19 protein-coding genes are annotated in these 22,305 nt (G+C 56.0%); 12 read left to right on the plus strand and 7 right to left on the minus strand.

The annotated features are described in order from the left end of the window. Positions 1–57: 57 nt before the first annotated feature. From CJ187_RS06415 to CJ187_RS06440, 6 genes are read right to left on the minus strand one after another with little or no spacing between them, the layout of a single operon-like run. Entirely contained in the window at positions 58–2,700 is a 2,643-nt protein-coding gene (locus CJ187_RS06415; protein WP_233187376.1) for a DEAD/DEAH box helicase, read from the minus strand. Then, the gene (locus CJ187_RS06420; protein ID WP_062613102.1) at positions 2,693–3,613 is read right to left on the minus strand and encodes a HamA C-terminal domain-containing protein; all 921 of its coding nucleotides are present in this window, start codon (positions 3,611–3,613) and stop codon (positions 2,693–2,695) included. The genes CJ187_RS06415 and CJ187_RS06420 overlap by 8 nt, the downstream gene beginning before the upstream one ends. A gap of 31 nt (positions 3,614–3,644) precedes the next feature. Then, positions 3,645–6,287: a DEAD/DEAH box helicase family protein gene (locus CJ187_RS06425; RefSeq protein WP_102216789.1), complete on the minus strand. Its 2,643-nt coding sequence runs from the start codon at positions 6,285–6,287 to the stop codon at positions 3,645–3,647. Positions 6,288–6,299: 12 nt separating this feature from the next. After that, positions 6,300–8,258, minus strand: coding sequence for a site-specific DNA-methyltransferase (locus CJ187_RS06430; RefSeq protein ID WP_071129488.1), 1,959 nt, complete (start codon positions 8,256–8,258; stop codon positions 6,300–6,302). Beyond that, on the minus strand, positions 8,258–8,488 hold the full coding sequence (locus CJ187_RS06435; protein ID WP_062613108.1) for a helix-turn-helix domain-containing protein: 231 nt from the start codon (positions 8,486–8,488) through the stop codon (positions 8,258–8,260). The genes CJ187_RS06430 and CJ187_RS06435 overlap by 1 nt, the downstream gene beginning before the upstream one ends. Positions 8,489–8,493: 5 nt before the next feature. After that, positions 8,494–9,342, minus strand: coding sequence for an NBR1-Ig-like domain-containing protein (locus tag CJ187_RS06440; protein ID WP_071129489.1), 849 nt, complete (start codon positions 9,340–9,342; stop codon positions 8,494–8,496). 730 nt (positions 9,343–10,072) lie between these two features. Between CJ187_RS06440 and CJ187_RS06445 the strand changes: the two genes are divergently transcribed. The 6 genes from CJ187_RS06445 to CJ187_RS06470 all read left to right on the plus strand — a co-directional run bounded on the left by CJ187_RS06445 (position 10,073) and on the right by CJ187_RS06470 (position 15,157). Next, positions 10,073–10,750, plus strand: a complete 678-nt coding sequence (locus tag CJ187_RS06445) for a sigma factor-like helix-turn-helix DNA-binding protein (RefSeq protein ID WP_102216790.1) — start codon at positions 10,073–10,075, stop codon at positions 10,748–10,750. Between the two features lie 18 nt (positions 10,751–10,768). Next, positions 10,769–11,005, plus strand: coding sequence for a hypothetical protein (locus CJ187_RS06450; RefSeq protein WP_062613111.1), 237 nt, complete (start codon positions 10,769–10,771; stop codon positions 11,003–11,005). Continuing rightward, positions 11,002–11,415: a hypothetical protein gene (locus CJ187_RS06455; RefSeq protein WP_071129490.1), complete on the plus strand. Its 414-nt coding sequence runs from the start codon at positions 11,002–11,004 to the stop codon at positions 11,413–11,415. Before CJ187_RS06450 ends, CJ187_RS06455 begins: the two co-directional genes overlap by 4 nt. Then, entirely contained in the window at positions 11,402–12,538 is a 1,137-nt protein-coding gene (locus tag CJ187_RS06460; RefSeq protein ID WP_102216791.1) for a DUF2800 domain-containing protein, read from the plus strand. Before CJ187_RS06455 ends, CJ187_RS06460 begins: the two co-directional genes overlap by 14 nt. 18 nt (positions 12,539–12,556) lie before the next feature. Then, a complete protein-coding gene (locus CJ187_RS06465) occupies positions 12,557–13,111 on the plus strand; it encodes a DUF2815 family protein (RefSeq protein ID WP_102216792.1) in 555 nt (184 codons plus the stop codon). Positions 13,112–13,189: 78 nt separating this feature from the next. Next, positions 13,190–15,157 carry a DNA polymerase gene (locus CJ187_RS06470; protein ID WP_102216793.1) on the plus strand — a complete coding sequence of 656 codons (1,968 nt, stop codon included), beginning with the start codon at positions 13,190–13,192 and terminating at the stop codon, positions 15,155–15,157. On the opposite strand, the gene CJ187_RS06475 is transcribed toward CJ187_RS06470, so the two are convergent. Beyond that, positions 15,154–16,098 (minus strand): Abi family protein, encoded by a 945-nt coding sequence (locus CJ187_RS06475; protein ID WP_036324253.1) that lies wholly within the window; start codon positions 16,096–16,098, stop codon positions 15,154–15,156. The genes CJ187_RS06470 and CJ187_RS06475 overlap by 4 nt on opposite strands. A 481-nt stretch (positions 16,099–16,579) precedes the next feature. On the opposite strand from CJ187_RS06475, the gene CJ187_RS06480 reads away from it, so the two are divergent. The 6 genes from CJ187_RS06480 to CJ187_RS06505 all read left to right on the plus strand — a co-directional run bounded on the left by CJ187_RS06480 (position 16,580) and on the right by CJ187_RS06505 (position 22,253). Further along, the gene (locus CJ187_RS06480) at positions 16,580–17,344 is read left to right on the plus strand and encodes a phage antirepressor (RefSeq protein WP_102216794.1); all 765 of its coding nucleotides are present in this window, start codon (positions 16,580–16,582) and stop codon (positions 17,342–17,344) included. Further along, positions 17,341–17,778 (plus strand): DUF7768 domain-containing protein, encoded by a 438-nt coding sequence (locus CJ187_RS06485; protein ID WP_102216795.1) that lies wholly within the window; start codon positions 17,341–17,343, stop codon positions 17,776–17,778. The genes CJ187_RS06480 and CJ187_RS06485 overlap by 4 nt, the downstream gene beginning before the upstream one ends. After that, the gene (locus CJ187_RS06490; RefSeq protein WP_004010828.1) at positions 17,775–20,036 is read left to right on the plus strand and encodes a phage/plasmid primase, P4 family; all 2,262 of its coding nucleotides are present in this window, start codon (positions 17,775–17,777) and stop codon (positions 20,034–20,036) included. The genes CJ187_RS06485 and CJ187_RS06490 overlap by 4 nt, the downstream gene beginning before the upstream one ends. Before the next feature lie 135 nt (positions 20,037–20,171). Beyond that, a complete protein-coding gene (locus tag CJ187_RS06495; protein ID WP_101486025.1) occupies positions 20,172–20,450 on the plus strand; it encodes a VRR-NUC domain-containing protein in 279 nt (92 codons plus the stop codon). Then, positions 20,431–21,804 (plus strand): DEAD/DEAH box helicase, encoded by a 1,374-nt coding sequence (locus CJ187_RS06500; RefSeq protein WP_102216796.1) that lies wholly within the window; start codon positions 20,431–20,433, stop codon positions 21,802–21,804. The genes CJ187_RS06495 and CJ187_RS06500 overlap by 20 nt, the downstream gene beginning before the upstream one ends. After that, entirely contained in the window at positions 21,795–22,253 is a 459-nt protein-coding gene (locus CJ187_RS06505; RefSeq protein WP_199171102.1) for a hypothetical protein, read from the plus strand. The genes CJ187_RS06500 and CJ187_RS06505 overlap by 10 nt, the downstream gene beginning before the upstream one ends. Positions 22,254–22,305 lie beyond the last annotated feature (52 nt).

Here is a 22,305-nt window from a genome sequence, read left to right on the forward strand (position 1 = left end):
TTTGAAGCCAAGGGGGTCTGGGCGAGTGCTTGCGTTAGCGGGTACCTAGTGCGGGGGCTAGAACATAAAATCTGGCATCGAGAAGGCTTCTGGCACGTTGTATCTGATTTCGTTGGCTTCTTTGCGGACGTTGATGTTCGAGCTTTCGAGAAGAATCGGGTTCAGGTGGGGCTTTCCTTCGTGAAGGAAGATTGCATTGGAAACGTTGGTTCGAATGTAGGTGGCGCTCTCGCGGGTGAATCCCAGCCGTTGGAGAAGGATGGTTTTCTGTTTCGTCGTGCCGTACTCGACGTATTCGTACCAGTCGTTGTCGAACTGCTCTACTCCGTGGACCTTCTTGTATTCGTTGGAGAATTTGAGGAAGTAGTTCGACAGGCTGAAGAGGATGACGTCTTCAAGAACTTTCAGGATTTCACTGATGACGATGTTGCGGTGCTGGAGCGTGTTCTCGTAACGGATCTCTCCTTGCCCTTTGATGTAGAGCGTTCCTTGTTGCAGGCGGTACTGGAGGGCACGGTTCATGATCGAACGGAGTCCGTGACCTTCCATCCATTGTGTAAGCAATACGGTGTACCAGCGCAGCATCGTGAGCTGGTTGCCGTACTTATCTGTTTTTCCGAGTGTTTCGGGGTCGTAGACGCGCCATTTGAAGATTGAGGCGAGCCTTTCGAGAAACGCGAGAGTTTCGTCGTAGTTGAACTTCCCGTCTGGAGAGATGCGCGGGTATTTGAGTCCGGCTCGGACAGCTTGAGTTAAGGATTCTGCTTGGTCGACAGATACGTTGATGTCGTCGTCTTGTTGCCCTTCTCTTTGCGCGAAGGACTCTCGGATTCGGCTGATGGTTTGGTCGTCGAGGTAGTCGGAGAATTCTTCACGCACCAGGCTTTGACGTCCTGTGGTGATGTCGCGTAAGAGCATGAGTCCGAATTTGCGCTTCATGTTGTAGCGCTCGTAGCTTTCATCTCCCTTGGCGAACTCGATCTGTCCTTCTTGAAGATCAGCAACGACTCCTTGCTTCATTTTCTTGCTGATAATTTGTGAGTCGGTTTGCACGGATAGCGTCTGTGCAGGAACGTTCGCTTGCAGGAGTTCCTTTGCCTTTTGCTCGGATGCAAGTTGGTTGCCCACGATGATGAATACGTTGCCGTAGAGGTTGAACTCGATACGTCCGACTCGGCCGATCAGGTTCTTGAAGTCGACTGTTGTCATTCCTGCTCTGCCGATTTTGTTGGTTGTGATGACGAGGTTGTCGGCGGGAAGGTTGACTCCTTCTAGAAGCGTGCTGGTACAAAATAGTGTCGAGATTTTGCCTTCGCGGAACAGGCCTTCGATGCGTTCGCGGATTGCTGGTGGGAGGTAGCCGATGTGGTAGCTGACGCCTCTACGGATGAGATCGCTGAGGTAGTAGTCCTCGTGGACGTCGCGTTCGATGTCTTTTGCGAGAGCGTCCAAGTCTTTATCGTTGAGGTCTGCCAAACCCTGGGCATAGTCACGTGCCGCTTGCACTGCGTGATGTCGGGCAGAATGAAACACGATGGTTTGCCCACGGTGATCTGAACCTCGTGATGATTCACTAACAAATCGGGTTATGCCCTGTACGGTAGCGTCCTGAGCTTGAAGTGAGGCTAGGTGCGTGAATTCTTGGGTGTGGTCGTTGTAACTGGAAATGGTGTTTTCGTGCAGGTTGACGAGGTATTTGAACTGTGCGACTGGCGAATACTGGGTTGCGACCGCGTTGGTTTCATTTTCGTCAGAGTTTGGATCAACCAGCCTTAGGAATACCTCTGGGTTGGGAATGTTGGGTGAAGCGAAGACGAAGTGTGGTGGCTTGTGGCGGTGTTGAAGGATTGTCACGGTTTGGTAGTAGAACGGGGCGCGGCTGTTCTTGCCTGAGAGTTTGTGTGATTCGTCGAAAAAGATGTACTCGAATTCGATCGCAGGTTTGCCGATCAGAAGGTAAAGCAGGCGTTCTGGGGTGAGTACGAAGATGAAGTTGTGATCGCCTTCGAGCACGATGTCACCTGCAGCACTGACGATTCGGTAGTTGTGTCGTTCTAGGTCTTCGCCAAGGTCAGCGATCAGTTTCGAGCGCGTCTCGTTGATCAGCGCTTTTGACGGCACGATGATCGCAAAGTTGGCCTTCACCCCGGATTTGATCTGGTTGGTGATGAAGGTGCGCATGATGAAGGACTTGCCCAAGGATGTTGGGGCTGAGAAGGAAAACTTGCCGTCAGTGAGGCGGTCGTAGATTTTCTTTTGCGGCGCGAAGAACTTCATCGACCTATCACCGGGTACGGTGAGGTATTCGGCTTGGTAGGCGTTGAATGCGGCGTCGAGGATGCCTGCATCGGAAGTCACGCCCAGCTGCTTCAGGCCTGGGTAGTTGCCTAGCGTGGTGAAGATTGCAGGAACGTATGCTTTCGTGCGGGGATCATTCGGATACAGGATGTGGCAGAGGAGCGCGATTTCTTGCGCCCATACCCTATGCTGGTCACGGTTGGTGGGGTGGGTTGATTTCGAGAGCAGGTCAGCGAACCGCAGCGCTGCTTCAAGATCCACGTCGTATGGTTGACGATTCGCCAGCCCTAATCGATGTAAGCCGTAGTTGTGGAGCAGGTTGGCGTACAGCTGTTTGAGGAATTCGTTGGAGTCGATGTCGGCAAATACGAGATCGCCGACTGTTACTTGCTTGTCAGACATGGCTACCACCTTGCCCGCCCACGAGCCCATCCATGATTGCGACCGCGTCAACGTCTACTTCATTGAGGGGCAAAACGTAAATGTAGAACGAGTAGTTATCTAGGTTTCGGGTGTTGATCTCGTTGGCGATCATTTGGGCGTGCGCGGCGATATCTCCCTGCATTTTCTGATCGAGCGCAGACCGATACTGCTGATTGCCATAGTTTTTCGGATCTAGACCAATGTCGTAACCCAGAAACATCGAATAAGCGGTATCGAACCCGGGTGCCCCACCCGGCTTCGGGATCAACAGATCCTTCACGTAGCCTGCGGTCGCTGCGTCGAGGGTCTTGGTGAACACGGTATTCTCAGCGAGCTGAACCTCGTCTGAGCGGTTCTGCTCGATGTCTACGACGCGGTCGAATGCTGCAGTGATGGCATCCCCAATGTTGCCGACCACGCTGGAGGTTCCAAACACGATACTGCTGGTGGTTCGCTGACCGTCTGGTGTGAGTAGGTGGATGGCGTCGCAGCGGCTGTGGATCTGGCCTCGGGCCTGGTTGAGCTCGATCTTGCTCAGCACTTTGGGTGCTTCGAGAATTTGTTCGAGCAGGACGTAGAGCAAGATTTCGCCCAGCCCCATGCCGTCTTGTTGTGAACGCATCCGGCTCACAGCGTCGAGAGCGACTTCTTCGAGATCGTCTCGCTGCTTATAGCCTTCGTATTCGGCGCGCGAGAAGACGTAGCGTCCAACGTTTCGTTTGAGGAACTTGACGAGGGCTGTGTGGTCGAAGCGGTTGTTTTGGACAGACAGATGGAACAGGCGTAACTGTTCGTCGTTTCGAAGACCTAACGTGTTCGAATGCGCCACCTCGGTGAACGTGGACGCAAACGTGTCGCCGCGCAGCGTTGATGTGATTGTCGCCTGTGCCATCTCGTATTCTCCCAAAAGGTGTCCTTCCCGCCTACAGCTTTTCGAGGATACGCACGAGCTCCGACAAAGTAACCGCCCCGTCCGGTGGAGTGACGCCATCTTCGAAGACCATGTAGTAGCGATAGCCATTGCCAGACATGTTCGCCCACGCCCGCCCGAGCCTAATCTTGCGGTTAGAATCGTCGTTCTTCAAATGCTCACCCTTGGTCTCGACAACCACGATGGTGCCGCTAGCGGTCATCACGACAAAATCTGGGTAGTGGTTGAACGGACCATTGAGACAAAAGCCCTTGCGTTCAATGACACGGTGCCACCAGCGAACGTTGTCCATTCCAGAGAAGCGACCAGCGAGTTCGAGCTCAAAGCCATTCATCTTGTCTTCGGCCCCATACAGGGAGCCGCCAATCAGGGAGGAAGCATGAATGGGCTGGATCGCTTTCGGGAACGCATAGAGTTGTTGAACATCAACGCGTCGGGTCTCGATGTCCTCATAGAACCGCTTGACCTTGTGCGCTTCCAAAAGACCGTCAATTTTCTGTTTGACCTTGCTTGCTACCGCATGCGGGTGCTCTTGATAGGTCAGCAGCTGCTCGGTGCCGAAGGCCTCAACCGTCCGCACGATGTATGCCCGCAGGTCAGAGTCAGTGATCGAATTGATCGGTTTGATCCGTTGGTAGATCGCTTCAGCCGTGTTACGTTTTTGTCCTTCGATGCTCAGTTTCGAGAAGTGTTCGCGCATGAATTTCTGGTCGGTACTCGACATCCGGAAGGCTTTAGGAACCTCTGAGTCTTTTCGCACGTCAATCTTGTACATCTGCTCATCGGCCGTCGACAAGTCGATATCGATGTCTTTCGTAGCCAAGTCGAAGTCACCGGCTAGTGCCTCGTGCTTGAGCTCGTTGTATCCCTCATGAGCGGTCGGGAACAATGCTGATCCAGGCTCTTGGATGACGAATTGGGGAAGGCGAAGGGTTTCGATCTCGTCAGCGAATTCGGGGTTCACGAAGCTCGTGTCCACAGCATCCTCCAAATCCGAAGGCACGAAGCCCTCACCCATCTGGGCGGCTTCTTCGGCCTCCTGCTCATAGTCCGCACCCTGCTGAGCCGCCTGCTCGATCATCGAAGCAACCGTCAGATCCGGCGAAGGCTCTGGTGAACTAGCGGATTCTTCTCGCGCATCTAAATCCGCTGCAACCTGTTCTTCATCGAACTCCAGAAACTCTTCAACGTCCATACCTTCCACTGAGTCTGACGACGTAGGGGCAGGTTTGCTGGACTGGTTCGCACCAGTGAAGTCGAAAGCTACTTGATCGGCTGTACGGAAGTCGCGCTTGGAGAATCCGGCACTGTTGAGCCCTGCAACGATCTGTTTGAGCGTGACGCCGAAATCGTTCGAGGAGGTCAACACGTAACTCATGTTTAACAACGTATTCGGCTGCTTCTTCGCGTGGGGTTGGCGCAGAACACGGCCAAGGATCTGTTCAACATCAACCTGGCTGGTTTTGTTCGCCAACGACGCCAGAATGTAGGCGAAGGGGCAGTCCCAACCTTCCTTCAACGCGTTCACGGTGATGATGAACCTGATCGGACACTCCTCGCTGAGCAGATCCACGCCCTTGAGCTCGTTTACGTCGGCGGTCTTGATCGCGATCTGCTCTGCAGGAATACCAGCCTTAACCAGCTTGTCACGCAGCCGCTCAAACGAAGTCGCATCCTCGCTCGTCTTCGGCTGAGCCTGGAACAACACGATCGGGCGAATATAAGCGCCACCATTCTCATACTGCTGTGTAGCGGCGACCTCTAGAGAACGGCGAAGATCGATCGCATCCGTAACAACATCCTTTTGCGAGGACCGGTTATACGCAATGACCGGAAGTTTAACCATGCTCTCGTTCTTGAGCGAGAGCGCATCCACATACGAGATCACGTTCGCTTGCCGCTTCGGGGTCGCGGTCAAATCAAGAATGAACGCTGGGTTAAAATTCGTGAGCATCTCTTGGCTTAACGTGCTCGTCGCGTGATGCGACTCATCCACGATCACCACCGGATTCAACTGGTTAATCACCTGAAACAAAGCCGTCTCATCCGCGTTCTCGATCAGCTGCTCCGGGGCACCAAACGCAGTCGAGAACGACGCCAGATTCCCATTGGCCTGGTATGCCTTGCGCCCGTCCTTTGTCCGTGAGCGGAACGAGTCATACGAGAGCACCATCACCGACAACTGCTCAGCCACCGTCGACGGGCTGAAATTCTGCCCCGCCAGCAGCTCTTCCTTCGAATACACCTCAACCCGGCCACCAAAATCAGTATTCAACTTCTGCCGATACGGGTGCGAGGAATTCTTCAACGCCGCCAACGTCTGCGTCAAAATCGAATCCGACGGCACCAGCCACACCACAGCCTGTTTCCGCGTCGGCGGCAAAGCCTCAAAAATCGGCTTCACCGACGCACACGCCAAAAACGTCTTCCCACCACCAGTTGGGACCTTGTAACACACGTGCGGAACACCATCGATCACATTCTGGTAGCCCGGCATCTGCAGGGTGCCAACCTCAATCTGGCGAGACTCCCAAAACATCTTGAAAGCCTCGCTCAGAGTGGGCTGCTCGTTAAGCTGGGTGAGGTAATCCTCCAGATCGGCAATCACCCGGTTTTGATACTTCTTCAACTCCATGACCAACACTCCTTAGAGACGGGTGATATCCCGAGGGATCTTCTTGAACGTGATATTCAGCGAGCGCAGCTCCTCATCCGACAACAAACAGGTATCGGCATAAATCACATACGAACTAGCCGCACACTCGATCGGGATAGAAGCCAGATAGCCACGATCCAAACTCGTCACACGATCCGGCTCATACACGAAAAACAACGACGCATCCTCATGCCGACCCAGGAAATACGGATGGGCACTGGGCGGATTCGAAAACGGCTGCCCCGTTTCGGTGAACCACACATACTCACGGACCCGCTCAAGAGGAACATTGGGATTCAAATCGCCCTCAACAAGAAGCGGCGCGCCAAGCTCATAGAAGGAGAAGTCACCTCCCGTACCCGAAACGTCATGGTCGTGAGACTGTGTGGCGACAACTTGTAGATAGGAGCTACCCGATTTACCTGTCACTTTCGTGGTGATCTTCGGGCGGGAGACCTTGGTGTACTTGCCCTGAGCTTCCTGGTAGATTTTGTTTGCCTCGGCGAGCAGGCCGTCGGCTTTCTTCATCGCCGTCAACGTGAGCTTGTGCTCGTACAGCGTGATCGATTCTTCTGACTCGCCCTTGTAGCCAGTGATCGCGCGACGGACACGCTCAGCAGTCACCGAGTCGGCATAATCACCTAGCTCGACAAGGATAAATGAACGCTCGCCTTTATCGGACTTGTTGACGTTGAGCACTGCATGGCCCGTCGTACCAGACCCCGCAAATGAGTCGAGGACGATGTCCCCCGGTTTAGTTGCGATCTTCAAGATCCGTTCGATGAGCCGGGTTGGCTTCGGAGTATCAAACGCGACACGGCCGTCAAAGATCGCACGGATCTCCTTCTTCGCCTCATCCGTATGACCGGCAACCTCGTATGGCCAGAAGTTCGTCGGTAGCAGCCCACCCACACTATCGAGGTATGTCTTGCGACGGACGCCACCTTCGCCGCCTTTGGTGAAGTAGAAGCGAGGCCACTGGCCGCGTTCATACACTGCGCGCGCATCGGCTTGAGCTTCCTCCAACGGTTTCGCTAATACGAGACCCAAAACGCCGGGCTTCACTTCATCAGCAGGTACGCCACACACCCGTGCGCGCTTCGCAGCGTCATCGAGATCCTTCAACTCATAGGCAGTCCAACCAGAAAATATGCGGAACATCTCCGGTTGTTCATAACGCCAACAATTCCCAGTGCCCGGATAGATCATTGCTCCCGTAAATGGGTGTTGAATCGCGTAGACCATGCCCTGGTGTGTAGCTGCTCCCGGAGCGAATGCATCTGAGCTCGTCCAAGCAGTCCTATCGCCGTCAGGATTACTGTACTTATCATCCATTTCGGCTGTGCGTTCGAGCTTGTTGGGGTTCCAGTCGGGCTGTTTGGAGAACGCGAATAAGTGCTCAACCTCGGCAGGGATTCCTTTGGAATCGTTACGGGTCGAATAGGTGCGCTGCCACGAAATATCAGCCACGAAACAACGAGCCCCAAAGATCTCGTCACACATAGCCTTCAGGTGGGCAGCCTCATTGTCGTCGATCGAAATAAAAATAGCACCAGTCGGTGCAAGCAGCCGCTGCAGCAGGCGCAGGCGCGGGTACATCATGCACAACCACTTGTCATGGCGGGAGAGGTCTTCGCCTTCTTTGCCGACGACTTCACCGAGCCATTTCTTGATTCGTGGATCGTTGACGGCGTCGTTGTAGATCCAGCCTTCGTTGCCTGTGTTATAGGGAGGATCGATGTAGATACAGTCGACTTTTCCTTCATAGCGAGGCAGGAGCGCTTTGAGGGCTTCGAGGTTGTCACCGTGAATAATCATGTTCTGGGAGCCGTTATCCTCCTGATGCTGCCCGTGCTCGTTGTAGGAGTATTGGCGGTCGAGGACGCGGTAGGGAACGTCGAGGTGGTGGGTGATCACCTTGTCTTTGCCGACCCAGTTCAGTTCTGGCATTAGCGTTCCTCCTTAGGCTCGTGAGTGTTGTTGGGATGTGGTTCTTCTGCGGCTTGACCGGTGCGGACCCATTCGTCGATTTCTGAGAGTTTGAATTTCCAGACCCTGCCGACTTTGTAGGCGGGAAGATTGTGCGTCACGATCCATTTCGTGATGGTTTCCCGGCGCACACCGAGGTGAGCTTGTGCTTCTTTCATGGTGACCCAGTTTTCTAATTCAGCTTCGCTCATCATCCCTACCTTGTCGAGTGAAGATCCGGGTTAATAACTGTGGCATCGACATTGAATGTTGTAGTCGCTTGAGGGAAGCAGTTCTCGCCTTCCTGGTTGCGCATTTCCCAGTGGCTTGAGGCCGCCCCTTCATAGCCTTGCGCCCGAAACGTGCAAGAAATCTTGATGAACTTTCTTGTCGCTGGTGGGCTTTCAGGAATGGCGATTTGTTTGGTGCCGACGGGTCGTATTCGCGGGTCTGTTGGATTCGTACAGACGAGTGTCCGACTGGTCCAGTCGATGCTGCCAACGTTGCGCAGTGTCCATGTGTGAGTGAACTCGGCCCAAAATCCTGGCTTGTGTTTTTGCAGTGCGGGCGGTTCCGTCACGTCGACGCGATCTCCTTGATAGAGCGGCTGCGGTGCAGGGTTGATCTCGTCTGGTTCCTGGCCTTCAAGGCGAAGTCGGTAGCAGTGTTCGAGGACATCGCAATGGTTTGGATCGTGGATGATCGCGTCGAACCAATCTGTGAGTGCCCAAATGAACGCTTCTGGTTCGATAGTGAGGGTTGAGGGCAGCCCGGCGTCTTTGCCGACTTCTTGGCAACGATCATCCAACGTGCGCTTCGTGCTTGGGAGGGGCCTCAGGTGGCTAAGAAGGAAATCATGCAAAGATTTCTTGTTCACCGGCGTTGAAAATGATTCGTATTGCGGTTCGGAGATCGGTTTTGCTCCGGTGAAGATCTTGCGTGCGTACTCGTCATCTAACCGCTCTGCGCTGCCAGCGTGTTGGAATACGGCTTGGACGAATTTTGCCTGGTTAGTGATGGGACTCTTCCGCTTATAAACAGCGCGACAAAACTCGGGCAAACCCATATGCGTCACGCTCCTCTATGCCGAGTCCCAAAACTAGTCCCAGAAGTCCCAGTTTTTGCTTCCCTCACCGATCTGAAGTCCCAAAACCACAGCGTTTGATGAGTATGTGAGCAAAACACGAGCCGACGAGACGAGCAACTGTCATCTCATTATCGCACGCCGACTCGCGCGAACGCTCATGAACACGCACCAAGTGGTGGTGGGTGTCGTAGCGAGAGCGAAGGAGGTGAAGAGCGTGGGTAGGAACCGTAAGCAGACATCGCGTGCTGTGGCACGCAAGGCATCAGCTGTGCTGCGCGATGGCCGTTCTTCGGCGCGGACCAAGTCCGTTGCCGCCTCGGCATTAGCGCAGACTAAGCCGTCCAAGCGCGGCAAGTAGTCGTACACAGCCCACTCGGTTTCGACACAGTTCGGACCGGGTGGGTGGGGACGGTAGCGCTGGTGGCCACCGGCACTGACGTTCTCCAAGCCTGAGCGTGATTGTTCGGGAGCTCATCTGGCGGATGAGCAAGCCCTATGGCGGGTGCAGGCCGTGGGGTTAGACAAACAAATCACTAGTGAGACCTGCTCTGGGAGCGCTCGGCGGGTCACCTCACCCAACCCCTCTTTGCTGAGGGGCGTGTGGGGTGGCTCGCCTTTGTCGTCTTCCTAGCAGTTCTCACCAGTGATCTGAGCCAAACAGATCAGGTCTCCAAATCACCGGGATTCCCGGAGAAATGGAGATCCTTCGATGAAGGTCACCTTCAGGCACGAAGCAGATAACAACAAGAACGAGTCCATCACTGACACTTTCGACATTGACCCTGGCGAGTTCGCTCTCATGATCGCAACCGACCGCCAGCAACGCGCCGCCACAACTGGTGTTCCACTCAACCAGGTCAAGCCCCGCACACCGCAGAAGATTCTCGACGAGTTGTGGAACGCAGAAGAAACGGCCACGCATAAGGCGGTTCGCGCCGATCGCGGCAAGGGTAAGAAGACATGCACGTGCGGGGCTGAGTGCGGTCCTCGACGTGGATGCCGCGTCCCGAATAACAAGCCGTTTTCGTATGAGCAGATGCTCGACATCGACCTTGATCCAGCTTCACCGGGTATCAGCGCTGAAGACCAGGTCATCGAACGCGAGGACAGCGTCGAGCACACCCGTGAGCTCGAGGCTATGCGTGGCGTCATCGCTGGTTTGGATCCTCAGCATCATGAGGTGATGACGCGCCTTCTTGCAACCGACAAGCTCAATCAGGCGCAGGTGGCACGCGATATGGGGTTGACCCGTGCTCGGGTATCGCAGCTAGTGGCAGAGGTAAAACCGCTGATTCGACAGGCGGTTGAGGATGCCCGATTTAACACTTTCGGTGGTGTCGGCAGTGGGGTGAAAGGGAGAAGCCAACCGGGCTACTCCCACAAATGAGGAAGAAAGGTAAGCCCGATGGCTCGACATAGTCTCAAGCTTCATATTGCCCGGCGTATCCCTGACGACCCCGGAATCGTCGCAACTAAGAACGTGACGCTGCGTGAACGGTTCATGCGCCTACTGCTTGGTAGCCCGCGCAAAGTCATGATTCTTGTTCCTGGTGATTCGGTCAAGCAGATCGACATCACCGAAAACACCGATGACGACCTCATGGCATTGGCTGATGCTCTCAAGACGGGTGAGTCCAAATGATGATGTCACAGCTCAATGCCTTTATTCGTGATGGGAACCAGGCGCTGCGGTCGCTCGCCGATTTGCTTGCGCGGGCTCAGCAGATCGTTGAGGAGAGTTTCGAAGACCACGCAGGAATGCCTGGTGAACGCCCAGAGCTTGCCCTGCAGATCAAGGAACCCTTCGAAACCATCCCAGCTGTGCATAGCCAGCCAGAACTACTCGCGGACGAGCCGGAGGTTGAACCTGAACCGGTAGTGGCGCTCGAAGAAGTACGTGCTTTTCTTTCCGAGCTCTCAGCGCAAGGCCACACCGCAAAGGTTCGTGAGCTGATCGTCGAGGCTGGTGCGGACAAGCTCTCAGCGGTGGATCCGTCGAAGTTCGGCTGGCTGCTCGAACAGGCGAAGGAGATTGCTAATGACACCGTCTGACCACGCCCTCCTCTCGGCATCTGGGGCACACAGGTGGCTCAACTGCACACCTTCAGCTCGGCTCGAATCGGATGAGCCGGAGTCAACGTCTGCTGCTGCTGAGCAAGGAACCGCCGCTCATGCCTTGGCGGAGCACAAACTCCGCAGGGCTCTCAAGCAGCGCTCGAAGCGTCCGGTCTCGGCCTGGATTGATGACGAGATGGAAACCTTGACCGACGACTATGTGTCGTTTGTGCAAGAACACATCTCCATCGCCCAGGAGACCTGTGGCGATCCGCAGGTGCTGATCGAACAGCGCCTGGACTTCTCCCACATTGTTCCTGGCAGTTTTGGCACCGGGGATTGCGTGATCATCGCCGAACCCACCTTGCAGATCATTGATCTCAAATACGGGCAAGGCGTGTTGGTTGAAGCCGTGAACAACCCGCAGTTGATGCTGTATGCGCTCGGTGCGCTCCACGCTTTCGGGAGCCTGTACGACATCGAGACGGTATCAGTGACGATCTATCAGCCGCGCCGGGCGAACGTCGACACCTGGGAAATCTCTGTTGCCGAGCTCGAACAGTGGGCTGAAACCGAGGTGAAACCGAAAGCTGAGCTGGCCTCGGCTGGTGAGGGTGAGTTTTGTCCGGGCTCGTGGTGTCAGTTCTGTCGTATCGCGCCAACGTGTCGAGCACGAGCCGAAGCCAACCTTCAACTTGCCAAGCTCGAATTCGCCCCACCAGCAGAACTAACGGACGTAGAGATTGCTGACGTGCTCACACGGATTCCGCAGCTCAAAACCTGGGCGTCGGACGTGGAAGCCTACGCGCTGTCCAAGGCCGTCAATCAGGGCGTGGTCTTTGAGGGGTTCAAGCTCGTCGCCGGACGGTCGGTACGCAAATACACCTCCGAAACCGATGTTGCGAAGGCTGCTGAGGCTGCTGGCTATAGGGACATCTGGGATCGCAAGCTCATCACCCTCACAGCCATGGAAAAGCTGATGGGTAAACCCGCCTTCAACGAGATCCTCAGCGAGTACGTCACCAAACCTGCAGGCAAACCCACGTTGGTTCCTGCGTCCGATAAACGGCCAGCGCTCGACCTGGTGAGTGCGGCCACCGATTTCAGTAACGACAACTAGAAGAAAGAAGAAAGAAACATGACAACCGCTACTAACCCAACTCGCATTGTTACCGGCGAAGTACGACTCAGCTACGCCCATATTTGGGAGCCGAACTCCATCCAAGGAGGCAAACCGAAGTACTCCGTCTCCCTGATTATCCCCAAGTCCGACACCGCCACTATCACCGCGATCGAGAAGGCCGTGGAAGCAGCCATCGAAGCAGGTATCGGGAAGTTTGGTGGCAAGCGACCCAACAAGGCAGCCCTCAAGCTCCCGCTGCGCGATGGAGATATTGAGCGTGACGACGAAGCCTACAAGGGCGCCTACTTCTTGAATGCCAATTCTCTGACTGCTCCACAGATTGTTGATATGAACGTGGCTCCGATTCTTGGTCGTGCCGAGGTTTATTCTGGCTGCTACGCCCGCGTTTCCTTGAGTTTCTATGCGTTCAACACGAACGGGAACCGTGGCATCGCCTGCGCACTGGGCAATATCCAAAAGACCCGTGACGGCGAGAGCCTTGGCGGTGGACGAGTTTCCGCTGAGACCGACTTCGGTTCCTTCGCGGCTGATGACGACTTCCTGAACTAACCATCCCCACACGTGGAGGGAATCAGCACATCTTGTTGGTTCCCTCCACTTTTCCTCTGATGTGAAAGGAACCCCGTCATGCGAACACTCTTCTGCGATATCGAGACTTTCAGTCCTGTTCAGCTCGCCAAGGCGGGTGTTTACCCGTATTGCGAGCACCCAGACTTCGACCTGTTGCTCTTCAGCTATTCGGTCGACGGCGGCCCGGTCGAAATAGTGGATCTCGCCAACGGACAATCAATGCCCGACGAGGTGCTGGCGGCACTGGTGGATCCGGATGTGGTCAAGTGGGCGCATAACGCCGCCTTCGAACGAGTCTGCCTGTCTGCCTGGCTACGCACTCATCATTCCGAGCTTCTCGGTGATGGGTTTCTTGACCCAAGGCAGTGGCGCTGCACTATGGTGTGGAGCGCCTATTTGGGGTTGCCGATGAGCCTCGACGCGATAGCCGCGGTTTTGAAGCTTGACGTGCAGAAAGACAGCGCCGGACGCAAGCTGATCAAGCAGTTTTGTACACCCGCCACGCCCTCGGTCTTGAATGGCGGCAAACACAGGAATCCACCATCGGCTGATCCGACCGGATGGGCACATTTCATTGACTACAACCGTCGTGACGTCGAAGTCGAACAAGCCATCCACGACAGACTGGCTTGTTTTCCGATGCCAGAGTCCGAATGGGACACCTACGCTCTTGACCAACGCATTAATGATGCCGGGATTCTTCTCGACCACACGCTCGTCGATAATGCCGTTGCCGTGGACGAGCACCACCGCAACGCGTCGCTTGCTCGGGCGCAGAAGCTCACGGGGTTGGACAATCCTAACTCGCCGATCCAGCTCAAACAATGGCTTGCCACCAGAGGTTGCGAACTCGAATCGCTAGCGAAAGCCGAGGTCGATTCCGCCCTCGATACCGCGACTGGCGCGGTGAAGGAAGTCCTCGAACTTCGCGGCGATCTGGCTAAATCTTCGGTGAAGAAATACCAGGCGATGCAAAACGTCGCAGGCAGTGACGGCCGGGCTCGTGGGCTCATCCAGTTCTACGGAGCAGGACGTACCGGGCGCTTCGCCGGACGCCTCGTCCAAGTCCAAAACCTGCCAAGGAATTACCTGCCTGATCTCGACCAAGCGCGCACGCTCGTCAGAACGGGCAACCTGGACGCACTTGAGCTGCTCTACGAGTCCGTGCCCGACACGCTCAGCCAACTCATCCGGACCGCCTTCATCCCTAGTACCGGCCACAGGTTTATTGTCGCGGACTTTTCTGCAATCGAGGCGCGCGTTATCGCATGGCTCGCAGGAGAAACCTCGACTCTTGAAGCGTTTCGTGAGGGGAAAGACCTCTACTGCGAGACCGCGTCGCGCATGTTCGGCGTCCCAGTCGAAAAGCACGGCGTTAATGGTGAGCTTCGTCAGAAGGGGAAGATTGCGGTGCTCGCCTGTGGTTATGGCGGCTCGGTCGGTGCTCTCAAAGCTATGGGAGCCCTCAATATGGGACTCGCTGAGCACGAACTCAAACCGATCGTGGACGCATGGCGGCAAGCTAACCCGCACATCGTTGGGCTCTGGGCGGACGTCGAAGAAGCAGCCATCGCTGCGATCTCGTCGCGCCAGCCGATCCGGCTACGCAACCTGCGCTTTAGCGTTGAGTCTGGGATTTTCTTCATCGAACTGCCCTCTGGTAGACGGCTTGCCTATGTGCAGCCGCGTCTGGGTGAGAACCGTTGGGGCGGCACCAGCGTCACCTACACCGGAACCACCACAGCCAGACGCTGGGGACAGTTAGAAACCTACGGTGGAAAACTCGTCGAGAACATCGTCCAGGCGATCGCTCGCGACCTTCTCGTCACTGGCATGCACGCAGTCGCCAAGGCGGGGCACCAGATTGTGATGCATGTTCACGACGAAATCGTCATCGACGAACCCGAAAATTCCGGCTTCACCGTGACTGATGCATGTGCTCTTATGTCGACGCTCCCAGCCTGGGCCGAAGGTTTGCCGTTGGACGCGGATGGGTATGAGTGCGCCTATTACCGTAAGGATTAGCTGTTGATTGTCCAGATGGGATCTTGTTTCCAGCTGGGGCTGGCACCTATGTGCGTTAGATCGACGCCAGGAATTTCGGTGGGGAAACTGTCTAGGACGTCGCTGATGGCCTGTATTTCAGCGGTGAAATTTCCTCGTCGCAAGAGGAATGCGGTGATCACCAGCGCGGTGTACATACGTCCTGAAGAATGTGTCACGGCCGATAGCGTTTGGTCGTTGCGGCGGTGTTTGACCAGTGGACGGATAACGAGTTGCCTATTCCATAGTCTGGCGTGGTGAGCGCATATGTTACGAATGTAATTCGCAGTGCGCATCCACGATTCCAACTCGTCGGCACGTGCCAAGTACTTGTCAGCAATGCGACGACGCTGTTCGAAGGGAGCCAACGAAAACAGGGTCACGAGTTGTCCGAACTCAAGAATCTCGGTAACCACCCACACCGGCAAACGACCGTCGTGGGTCTGGTTGTAATGCTTGACGAAATCTTCTGTAGAGCGCGACTGTGTTTGGGTGAGCTTCTGCGTAAAGAATGCTGCTCTGTGATTCATCGCCCCCGATGGCCAAATCCGTTCGAGGTCGAGGTGAATGAACGGATCGATCTCACCCAGCACGTGCCCCACGTCAACTCGCAGGCACACCTCCAGCTTGCATAGCGCCTGCCACACAGCCAAGCGTAGCCGCTCATCAAACTCGTACAGCTCTACCACATGCCCCATACGTGCACCGAGAACGAAATGGTCCAAACGCCGTTGCGGCGAATCAGATGGAGCGATCTGACGCAACGGGTAGGAGTATCCCGAAAGCCGGTAATAGCCGACAGTAGATAACTCGCGGCGGTAATCACCGGCATCCAATAGGCCACGACGAGTGAGAATATTAATCTGCTCATCGATACTGGCCCACGGTTTATCGACCACCAGCCCACCTGCTTCCAAAAACATGAAGACCGGCTCTGACCTGTCTCGGAAACCGATACAAGCGAGCCGGTACTAGTGGTAATCACTATACCGCGAAAACAGCGACAGAATCAAGAACTCGGCGAAGTATCACCATCAGAGAAGAAAGCTTATCCAAGACCGCTAAGAAACGAGAACCGACCCTGCGCTCCCACCGAGGCGGGCAGCGGAACCGGTCATGTTGTCTAAAAGACCACCGTGTCGGCACCGCTGTAGCAAGAGAATGATGGTTCTTCCACACAGAGCACTCGAGAAATTTGTCTATGCCCCGGCGAGAATACCTGCCAGATTGCTCTAACAGATAGCGCTCCACCGGGGCTTCAACACCAATCGTGCCAGAACGAGAAGCGATTGAGTACCCGTGATTTAACACTTTCGGGCTCGTCGGCAGTGGGGTGAGGCCCTTAACTCCTTGTGCCGCCCGGCACGACTTTTTCTCGACGGGGTCTCGGGAAGGAACCCCGCCATGGGAAACCAGATTCAAACATTCACCAACGACGTGTTCGGCACCATTCGCACCATCACCACTGATGGCCAGATCCTTTTCTGCGGCAAGGACGTCGCCACCGCGCTCGGCTACCAGGATCCGACGAACGCGGTGAAGCTACACTGCAAGGGGGTGGCAAATTACCACCCCCTTGAGACCGCTGGTGGAATCCAGCAGGTCCGCTTCATTACCGAGGGCAACCTGTACCGCCTCATCATCTCCTCAAAGCTCCCGGCAGCGCAGAAGTTCGAATCCTGGGTGTTCGATGAGGTGTTGCCGACGATTCGCCGCCACGGCATGTACGCATACGACGAACTGCTCGCTGATGATGAGTTCCTCGAGCATGCCATCGCCACGCTGCGTGCCGAGCGGGCCAAGCGCCTGGCAGCAGAGCAAGCCTTACTTGAGGCGGCACCGAAAGTCTCGTACTACGACCTCGTGTTGCAGTCCGATTCGTTGTTGACGACGACCGCGATTGCGAAGGACTACGGACTTTCCGCGAAGAAACTCAACCGGATCCTGCGTGATGCTCACGTGCAGTTCCATCAGTCGGACCGGTGGTTCCTGTACGCGAAGTACGCCGAGCAGGGATACACCCAGTCCAAGACCCACGAATACGGCGAGGGGCAGACCCGCACCCACATGTACTGGACGCAAAAGGGGCGTCTGTTCATCTACGACCTGCTCAAGAACCAGCTCGGCATTCTGCCTGTCATCGAGCGTCAAGGTCAGGTGCAAGCATGACCGCCACGACACTCGATATTGGGTTTTCGAAGAAGAACACCGAAGGCTACCTGGACCTAACCAGCTACCACGCGCTCAAAAAGCTGCAGCGCGAACAATTCGGCTACCGGCCCTTGATTTATATCTGCTCGCCCTACTCAGGCGACGTGCAAGCGAACGTTGAGCTCGCCCGCCAATTCTGCTCCTTCGCAGTGAGCGCGGGCAAAATCCCATTCGCCCCACACCTGTTGTTCCCGCAGTTCATGGATGACGCAGACCCTGATCAGCGGGAGCTGGCGATGTTCTTCAACAGGGTGCTGCTCGCTAAATGCGAAGCCCTCTGGGCATACGTGGGACGCGTCAGCCTTGGTATGCGCTTAGAGATCGGGTGGGCGCGCGACCTCGAGTTGCCGATTAAGTCTTTCGATTCTGATTTCAAGGAGGTCACGCCATGACCACGCCCTTCACCCTCTATGCCGCGAATGTGAGCGGCGTGCAGAACAACAACCACTACCCGAACCAGCAAACCATCGCCGACGTGGCATCCCTGTCTGCAGTCGCGGGCTTCGATCACGTAGCCGCAACCTATGCGAATGATCGCCGCTCAACTGCAGCCTTCATAGCCTCGGACTGCGTGGTGATGGATATCGACAACGATCACACCGACACCGAGTCCGAGTGGGTCACGCCTGAGAAGCTTGGCGAGGTGATGGCGGGCGTGGAGTTCATGGCCGCCACGTCTCGTAATCACATGAAGGCGAAGGGTGTGTTGTCTGCGCGGCCGCGTTTCCACGTTTACTTCCCAATCCGAGAAGTACAAGGCGCAGACGAATACGCAGGATTGAAACACCGCCTCGCGTCGCGGTTTGCTTTCTTCGATCGCAACGCTCTTGACGCAGGACGCTTCATCTACGGCACCTCTAACCCACAAGTTACGGTGCGTGAGGGCGACCAGTTGCTCGATGCGTGGCTCGATAACGCTGATGAGCAGGACGTGTTCGCCGCATTTGATGCTTCCACTCTTGTGATTGGTGAAGGCTCGCGCAACGCTACGTTGTCGCGCTTCGCAGGCAGGGTCCTCATCCGCTACGGCGATACCGACCAAGCACGAGACCTCTTCAATCGCAAAGCCAACCTTTGCGAACCACCGCTCAACGAGGGCGAATTACAGACGATTTGGAATAGCGCGTGCAGGTTCGCTTCGAAGGTCGCTGCTGATCCAGGCTATCTGCCGCCAGAGGCTTATGAGGCGTTGGCGGGTTTGCGTCCGGATGATTTTTCCGATGTCGGTCAGGCAGACACATTAGCTGGCGAATACGCGAACAAGATCCGCTACTCACTGGCTACCAAGTGGCTTGTCTACGACCATGGCGTGTGGGATGAGAACGACTTATCTGCACAAGGCGTCGTTCAGGAATTGACCTCCCGCCAGCTCGAGGAAGCCGACCGCTTGATCGCGTCCACGTGGGAGACCATGACGGCAACCGGTGCAGATCTCGTGATGGCCTCCGCCTCGTCGAAAGCACGCGGCATCGCCAAGCTCACGCCTGTGCAAGCGACCGCGTTCCGGGCGTGGGATGAGGCAAAGAACTACCACAAGTTCGTTCTCTCCAGGCGTTTGTCACGCAACATCACGGCCACGTTGAAAGAAGCCGGGCCGATCTTGCAGGTACGTATCCGTGACCTTGACGTCGACCCCTACCAGCTCAACACCCCGGCAGGCACCTGGGATCTGCGCGACGGCACAAGCCACGAGCACAACCCAGCCGATCTGCTGACCAAGCAGACCGCTGTCAGCCCCAGCGATGAGGGTGCACAGATCTGGGCCGACGCGCTCGACGTGTTCTTCCAAGGAGATCCTGAGCTGATTAGTTACGTGCAGCGCATTGTTGGCTTGGCGGCTATCGGCCAGGTTTTCGTCGAAGCGCTCGTCATCGCCTACGGGGACGGGCGAAACGGCAAATCCACCTTCTGGAACACAATCGCCCGCGTGTTGGGGACGTATTCGGGCACGATCTCAGCCGACGCGCTCACGGTCGGGGTGCGCCGCAACGTCAAACCCGAACTCGCCGAAGCCAGAGGCAAACGTCTCTTGATCGCGGCTGAAACCGAAGAAGGTATGCGCCTATCAACCTCGAACGTCAAACAGCTTGCCTCGACCGATCAGATCTCGGCAGAGAAAAAGTTCAAGGACCCCTTCGCCTTCACCCCCTCCCACACCCTCGTGCTCTACACGAATCACCTGCCGCGTGTGGGAGCCATGGACGCAGGCATCTGGCGCAGGCTCATCGTCATCCCGTTTAACGCCACCATCGAAGGTGATACGGACGTGAAGAACTACGCCGACCACCTGTTCGAAAACGCGGGCGGAGCAATCCTTACGTGGATTATGGAGGGCGCGCGCCTCATCCACGCCGAGGGCTACAAGCTCAAAGCCCCGCCTCAGGTGGTTCAAGCCTCGCAAGCATATAAGGAGGATAACGACTGGTTCTCGCAGTTCCTTGAGGACTCATGCGACGTCGAGGATGGCTTATCGGAGAGGGCTGGTGACCTCTATCAGACGTATCGGGCGTGGGCGCAAAACACCTCAGGATGGGCGCGCCCGATGGTCGACTTCAACGCTGCGGTCGAACAAGCCGGATTCGTGCGGAAAAAGACCAAGCACGGCATGTACGTCTACGGGCTCGCGATCGCATCCGAGTTCGGCAACTAACCCCATGGTGACGAGCTGTGACGAGCCATTCCCTACCTTACGCATGTGAAATTACATGGTGTTTTTCTCTATATAAAAGGTTAGGAACGACTCGTCACATGCCGTCACCCCTAAAAGTGAACTCAAGGAGTGACCATGAACGAACGAACCATAGAACACCAACTGAAGAAAGCCGTCGAAGCCTGCGGTGGCTTGTGCTGGAAGCTTGTCTGCCCTGGAACCAGCGGCGTACCTGACCGGATATGTCTGATGAACAGCCGGGTTGTTTTCGTTGAACTCAAAGCAGCAGGCAAACAACCCAGGCCAATCCAGCAGCGTCGGATGAGCCAACTGCGCGACCAGGGTTTTCAGACCTTCGTTGTTGATTCGGTGGACGGCATACGGGAGGTGCTTGATGCACTACACGCCGCATAACTACCAATCCACCGCCACCGAGTTCATCATCGACCATGACGAGGCCGCGATTCTCCTTGGCATGGGTTTGGGCAAGAGCGTGATCACGTTGACGGCGATCTGGCAGCTCATGCTCGACTACTTCACCATCTCCCGCGTGCTGGTTGTCGCACCGCTTCGAGTAGCGCGAGACACCTGGCCCGCCGAAATTCGCAAGTGGGATCACCTTGACGGGCTCACCGTCGCGGTTGCTGTCGGCACCAAAGCTGACCGGCTGGCGGCGTTAGCCAAGTCTGCGATGGTGACCATCATCAACCGTGAAAACATTCCCTGGCTCGTGAACCAGATGGGCGGTAGCTGGCCGTTCGACATGGTCGTCATCGACGAACTCTCCAGCTTCAAAAACCACCGTGCGAAACGGTTCACGGCGCTGGTGAAAATGCGCCCCTTCGTTAAACGCTGGGTCGGGCTGACCGGCACGCCAGCCTCGAACGGGCTCATGGACGTGTGGGCGCAGTTCCGGCTTCTCGACGGCGGCGAGCGTTTGGGCCGGTTTATTACTCGTTATCGGGAGCGTTGGTTCGTACCCGATAAACGCAACGGGATGCAGGTGTTCACCTATAAGCCCCGCGCGGGTGCCGAAGATGAGATCTACGGTGTGATTGGTGACATGACGTTGTCGATGAGAACCACCGACCACCTGCAATTACCGGAATTGACGGTGACGACAATGCCTGTGGTGCTGGAGCCGAAAGAGCGCAAGGTCTACGAGCAACTCAAAGCTGACCTCGTTCTCGACCTTGATGGGGCGACGATTGATGCCGCGAACGCCGCAGCTTTGTCCGGCAAGCTACTCCAACTCGCGAGCGGCGCGATCTACACCAGCAACGGTCAATGGACGGCGGTTCATGAGCGCAAGCTCGACGTCCTCGAAGATCTCATCGAGGCAGCCAACGGCAACCCACTGCTCGTGGCCTACTGGTTTACCCATGACCGTCAGCGCATCACCGCCCGCTTCCCGCAGGCTCGCGAACTTAAAGCAAGCGCGGATATCGAGACATGGAACAAAGGTGAGATCACCCTCGGCTTGATCCACCCAGCATCGGCCGGTCATGGACTGAACCTCCAATCAGGCGGGCACCTGCTGGTGTGGTTCTCGCTCACGTGGAGCCTGGAGCTTTATCAGCAGACCAACGCACGGCTTTATCGGCAAGGACAATCCGAACCTGTGACGATCACGCATCTGGTTGCGGAAGGGACGCTCGATGAAACCGTTCTCAAAGCTCTTGATGCGAAAGACGCTACTCAGGCTGCGTTGATTGACGCGGTCACAGCAGAAATTACAACCACTGAAAGGACACGCTCATGCATGTGATGACCAAATACCTCGACACAAGGAAAGCCGCGATCGCAGCCCTGCAGGATTATGCGGTGATGGAACAGATCATCGAGAGTACCGACGAGCAGATCAAGGCGGCTTATGCTGACGCGGCAAGCCCAGCATCCCCACGCATGGACAGCACACCACCTTCTGGCGATCTCCACGCTTCGGAGAACAGGATCGTCGCGAGCATTGAGCGAATCGACGCCTACAAGGCTCGCTACCTACAGGCCCGCCAGTACATGGACTGGTTCTTGCCTGCGTGGGAAGTCATCGCTGAAGACGACCGCTTCATCCTCGAAGGCTTCTTCCTCAGCGAGGGGACACAAGATGAGAAGGTATCGATGATCGCCGATCACTTCTACGTCGAGCGTGACACGGTCTATCGGCGCAAGAACCGGGCCCTCGACAGGTTCGCCACCGCCTTGTACGGACAGCTCTAGCGTTAGCGGGTATCCGAAACATGCGATAGAAAACCGCATATCGGTGTGAGAA

The organism is Gleimia hominis (assembly GCF_002871945.2).
Classification (GTDB): Bacteria; Actinomycetota; Actinomycetes; order Actinomycetales; family Actinomycetaceae; genus Gleimia; species Gleimia hominis_A.

Excerpts from the sequence above, each read along its gene's own strand:
- CJ187_RS06415 (WP_233187376.1), bottom strand. The coding sequence starts at position 2,700 with ATGTCTGACAAGCAAGTAACAGTCGGCGATCTCGTATTTGCCGACATC.
- CJ187_RS06420 (WP_062613102.1), bottom strand. The coding sequence starts at position 3,613 with ATGGCACAGGCGACAATCACATCAACGCTGCGCGGCGACACGTTTGCG.
- CJ187_RS06425 (WP_102216789.1), bottom strand. The coding sequence starts at position 6,287 with ATGGAGTTGAAGAAGTATCAAAACCGGGTGATTGCCGATCTGGAGGAT.
- CJ187_RS06430 (WP_071129488.1), bottom strand. The coding sequence starts at position 8,258 with ATGCCAGAACTGAACTGGGTCGGCAAAGACAAGGTGATCACCCACCAC.
- CJ187_RS06435 (WP_062613108.1), bottom strand. The coding sequence starts at position 8,488 with ATGAGCGAAGCTGAATTAGAAAACTGGGTCACCATGAAAGAAGCACAA.
- CJ187_RS06440 (WP_071129489.1), bottom strand. The coding sequence starts at position 9,342 with ATGGGTTTGCCCGAGTTTTGTCGCGCTGTTTATAAGCGGAAGAGTCCC.
- CJ187_RS06445 (WP_102216790.1), top strand. The coding sequence starts at position 10,073 with ATGAAGGTCACCTTCAGGCACGAAGCAGATAACAACAAGAACGAGTCC.
- CJ187_RS06450 (WP_062613111.1), top strand. The coding sequence starts at position 10,769 with ATGGCTCGACATAGTCTCAAGCTTCATATTGCCCGGCGTATCCCTGAC.
- CJ187_RS06455 (WP_071129490.1), top strand. The coding sequence starts at position 11,002 with ATGATGATGTCACAGCTCAATGCCTTTATTCGTGATGGGAACCAGGCG.
- CJ187_RS06460 (WP_102216791.1), top strand. The coding sequence starts at position 11,402 with ATGACACCGTCTGACCACGCCCTCCTCTCGGCATCTGGGGCACACAGG.
- CJ187_RS06465 (WP_102216792.1), top strand. The coding sequence starts at position 12,557 with ATGACAACCGCTACTAACCCAACTCGCATTGTTACCGGCGAAGTACGA.
- CJ187_RS06470 (WP_102216793.1), top strand. The coding sequence starts at position 13,190 with ATGCGAACACTCTTCTGCGATATCGAGACTTTCAGTCCTGTTCAGCTC.
- CJ187_RS06475 (WP_036324253.1), bottom strand. The coding sequence starts at position 16,098 with ATGTTTTTGGAAGCAGGTGGGCTGGTGGTCGATAAACCGTGGGCCAGT.
- CJ187_RS06480 (WP_102216794.1), top strand. The coding sequence starts at position 16,580 with ATGGGAAACCAGATTCAAACATTCACCAACGACGTGTTCGGCACCATT.
- CJ187_RS06485 (WP_102216795.1), top strand. The coding sequence starts at position 17,341 with ATGACCGCCACGACACTCGATATTGGGTTTTCGAAGAAGAACACCGAA.
- CJ187_RS06490 (WP_004010828.1), top strand. The coding sequence starts at position 17,775 with ATGACCACGCCCTTCACCCTCTATGCCGCGAATGTGAGCGGCGTGCAG.
- CJ187_RS06495 (WP_101486025.1), top strand. The coding sequence starts at position 20,172 with ATGAACGAACGAACCATAGAACACCAACTGAAGAAAGCCGTCGAAGCC.
- CJ187_RS06500 (WP_102216796.1), top strand. The coding sequence starts at position 20,431 with ATGCACTACACGCCGCATAACTACCAATCCACCGCCACCGAGTTCATC.
- CJ187_RS06505 (WP_199171102.1), top strand. The coding sequence starts at position 21,795 with ATGCATGTGATGACCAAATACCTCGACACAAGGAAAGCCGCGATCGCA.